Here is a 3228-nt window from a genome sequence, read left to right on the forward strand (position 1 = left end):
TCTATTGCCCTCTACATCTTTGCGCGGGGGAAAAGAAAGGAAGAGATCAGGCAGAGGGGGTGCAGCCGCTCGGGCGTCCTGAGGAGATACCTCGCATATCTCCTTGGCGCCGAATGGCTGCGCTGCAGGTAGATGATGAACAGCTTTCTCGACAACATCATCGACAGGGCGATCAGGGAGGACGCCTCCGACATATACATCCAGTCGGGAAGCCCGGTCTTCTTAAGGGTCAATGGACGCATGGCGGCCTCCGCCGCCGCCGCGCCGGAAGGATACGAGATAGATGAAGCGATAGAAAGGATCCTCAGAGTTTCCGGGGCCCGGGCACAGCTCTACGACAGGGAGGAGAAGGATCTCTCCTACACCAGGCAGACGGGCAGCGGCAGAGAAAAGAAGGTCTTCAGATTCCGCGTCAACATATGCCTGACGAAAAAGGGGGTTTCCATCGTCATGAGGCGGCTCAAGGCCGTGGAACCGAACCCGCTCAATCTTGGTGTCCCCGGCGATCTCGTCCGGTTGGTCCTTGAAAGTTCGGCAGGCGGCATTGTCTTCATCGCCGGCCCCACGGGCAGCGGCAAGTCGACGACGCTGGCGTCCGTCATCGCCCACCTTGTGGAGTCAAGGTGCCTCAATTGCGTCACCATAGAAGACCCAATCGAATATGACATACCTGAAGGTACGGGCAATATCATCGAGCGCGAAGTGGGAACCACGACACTGTCTTTCGAGCGGGCGCTGAGGGCGGCGATGCGGCAGCGGCCGGACGTGATTCTGGTGGGCGAGGTGAGGGACCCGGAAACGGCATCGGCGGCAATCCAGGCGGCCAAGACAGGACATCTTGTGTTCACGACCATACACACCCTCATGACAACGCAGGTTCCTTCAAGGATAGCCTCGATGTTTCCCATGGAGAAACAGGAATGGATGATCCGGGAGTTGACGGACGTCCTGCTGGCCGTGATGGTGCAGGTGCTGGTGCCGACCACCGGAGTCCGCCGCCAGAGAGACCAGTTGGCCCTTGCCACGGAATTTCTGGACACGAAGGACGGGGTTACCCGGGAATTGCTGCTGCAGGGCAGATACGACCTTTTGCGCCAGCAGCAAAGAAGCGGGAAGATAGGCTGGACTCTCAACCAGAGCCTGAGGGTCCTCGTCGATTCCGATGAGGTCGAGGAGGCCGACGCCCGCAGGGCGACGAACGACCTTGCGCTGTTCATGAGAGAGTAAGAAGGGCAGAAGTTAGAGGACGGGATAGGAAAATAACTAACCTTGACTTAGTCCACCGCTTAGTCTATTATGGGTTTATGAAAGTGAATGTGCACGATGCCAAGACGAGATTGTCGGAACTGCTCAGCCGGGTGGAAGGTGGGGAAGAGATCACCATTGCGAGGGCAGGGACGCCCGTGGCCCGCCTTATTCCCATCCGGGAAAGAACCGGTGAGCGGGTGGCCGGAACTGCAAGAGGTAAAGTGAGGATCGAAAAAGATTTTGACGAACCGTTACCCGAATCGATTCTTCGCGAGTACGAAGGATGAGGCTTCTTCTCGATACCCACGCGTTCCTCTGGTGGATAATGGACAGCCCGGAACTGTCTTTGCGCGTGCGGGATGCCATCAGAAACCCTGCTAACGAGCTTTTTCTGAGCGTGGCTTCCGCCTGGGAGATAACGATAAAAGTCAACCTCGGAAGGCTTCACCTGCCGGACAGGCCTGATCGTTTTATTCCCGGTCAGATGGCAAAAAACGCGATAGGATCTCTGCCAATCGAGATGAGCCATGCCCTTTCCGTATCCCGGCTTCCGGCCATCCACCGAGATCCTTTCGACCGTATCATCATAGCCCAGTCGATGCTGGAGAAAATACCTATCATCACGCGGGATGCCGATATCGGCAAATACAAGGCGAAGACCTTTTGGTAATGGGGCTAACGAGACCGGGATTTCATCGGAGACGGGTCACTGCGCCGTGTCGCTCCTGAGGGAATAACTGGTACTGCGACCGCCACCCGGGTCTTTCACGAGAACTTCTTTTGTGACAAGATCAATAATATCGCGAAGCGCCGTATCCTGGGAGCACTTCGCCAGCTTCGCCCATTTTGTTGATGTCAGTTTTCCCTCGAAGTTCTCGAGCAACCTGTTCAGCATCAGACGCTGTCGGTCATTGAAAGCCTCGCCTTCGTGGGTGTCCCAAAAAGAGGCCTTTTTGAGAACGGTTCCAATTGTGCTGTCCACGTTGTCAAAGGTTCGATGGAGGCAATCGAGGAACCATTCAAGGTAGGGTGTGATGTCCAGTGTTCCCTGCTGGGTTTCCTCCAATATCCTGTAGTAGGTGTCGCGCTCGCTGCGGATCTGTGCCGACATACTGTAAAAACGTTGCGGATTTCCCTCTGAACGTGCCAGGATCATATCAGCGATGGCGCGCGCGATGCGGCCATTGCCATCATCGAAGGGGTGGATCGTTACGAACCAGAGATGGGCTATACCTGCCCGCAAGACCAGATCTGTGCCATCATCCGCATTGAACCAGTCGAGGAAAGCCGCCATTTCGCTCTCCAGTCGGTTGGCGGCCGGGGCCTCGAAATGTACCCGTTCGTGGCCGACGGCTCCTGAAACGACCTGCATTGAACCTTTGCTGTCGTCGCGCCAGGCACTAACCTTGATGGTGTTCATTCCGCTGCGGCCGGTAGGGAAGAGGCAGGAGTGCCAGGCGAACAGTCTGTCTTTGGTCAGTGGCTTGTCATAATTCCGTGTCGCATCAAGCATCATCTCGACCACACCCTCCACGTTCCGGTTCGCGGGCACCGTGTTTCCAATATCTACACCAAGTTGACGGGCAATGGAAGATCGCACTTGTTGTTTGTCGAACAGCACTCCCTCGATCTCGCCTGACTCGACTATGTCCAGTGTCAGCGTGCGCAAAACAGCCTCAACACGGAGAGGAAAACCAAGGGCCTCCATCCGGCCGATGAGTTTTCCCTGCCTGTGACGTACCAGTCCGAGTGGGCGTGATAGAACCTTTTCGTCCCAAAAGAAATGGGGCCAATCGGATAATTCGTGAATGTAAGGACTCATTATCCGCACCTCATGCGGAGATTATAGGCTCTAATCTCCGCAAAGTCAACTCTATGCTCCGCATAATCTGCGGTGAATAGCCAATACTGACCGCAACGGTTGGTCGAAAAAGGGATTTATGCTGAATTTCCTGTTTTGAAGGCTATTACATATCTTGG

Annotated in this window: 4 protein-coding genes; 3 read left to right on the forward strand and 1 reads right to left on the reverse strand. The window is 55.5% G+C overall.

The window, feature by feature from the left end; translation table 11 throughout:
* Nucleotides 1-132 precede the first annotated feature (132 nt).
* The 3 genes from PHC90_14830 (at nt 133) to PHC90_14840 (ending at nt 1918) form a co-directional block, all read left to right on the forward strand.
* On the forward strand, nt 133-1227 hold the full coding sequence (locus PHC90_14830) for an ATPase, T2SS/T4P/T4SS family (GenBank protein MDD3847621.1): 1095 nt from the start codon (nt 133-135) through the stop codon (nt 1225-1227).
* Between the two features lie 77 nt (nt 1228-1304).
* On the forward strand, nt 1305-1535 hold the full coding sequence (locus tag PHC90_14835) for a type II toxin-antitoxin system Phd/YefM family antitoxin (GenBank protein ID MDD3847622.1): 231 nt from the start codon (nt 1305-1307) through the stop codon (nt 1533-1535).
* Entirely contained in the window at nt 1532-1918 is a 387-nt protein-coding gene (locus PHC90_14840; protein MDD3847623.1) for a type II toxin-antitoxin system VapC family toxin, read from the forward strand. The genes PHC90_14835 and PHC90_14840 overlap by 4 nt, the downstream gene beginning before the upstream one ends.
* A 36-nt stretch (nt 1919-1954) precedes the next feature.
* Here PHC90_14840 and PHC90_14845 read toward each other — a convergent pair whose 3' ends face one another.
* A complete protein-coding gene (locus PHC90_14845) occupies nt 1955-3070 on the reverse strand; it encodes a Fic family protein (GenBank protein MDD3847624.1) in 1116 nt (371 codons plus the stop codon).
* Nucleotides 3071-3228 lie beyond the last annotated feature (158 nt).

This window comes from Syntrophorhabdaceae bacterium, assembly GCA_028698615.1.
Lineage (GTDB): Bacteria > Desulfobacterota > Syntrophorhabdia > Syntrophorhabdales > Syntrophorhabdaceae > Delta-02.

Excerpts from the sequence above, each read along its gene's own strand:
- PHC90_14830 (MDD3847621.1), top strand. The coding sequence starts at position 133 with ATGATGAACAGCTTTCTCGACAACATCATCGACAGGGCGATCAGGGAG.
- PHC90_14835 (MDD3847622.1), top strand. The coding sequence starts at position 1,305 with ATGAAAGTGAATGTGCACGATGCCAAGACGAGATTGTCGGAACTGCTC.
- PHC90_14840 (MDD3847623.1), top strand. The coding sequence starts at position 1,532 with ATGAGGCTTCTTCTCGATACCCACGCGTTCCTCTGGTGGATAATGGAC.
- PHC90_14845 (MDD3847624.1), bottom strand. The coding sequence starts at position 3,070 with ATGAGTCCTTACATTCACGAATTATCCGATTGGCCCCATTTCTTTTGG.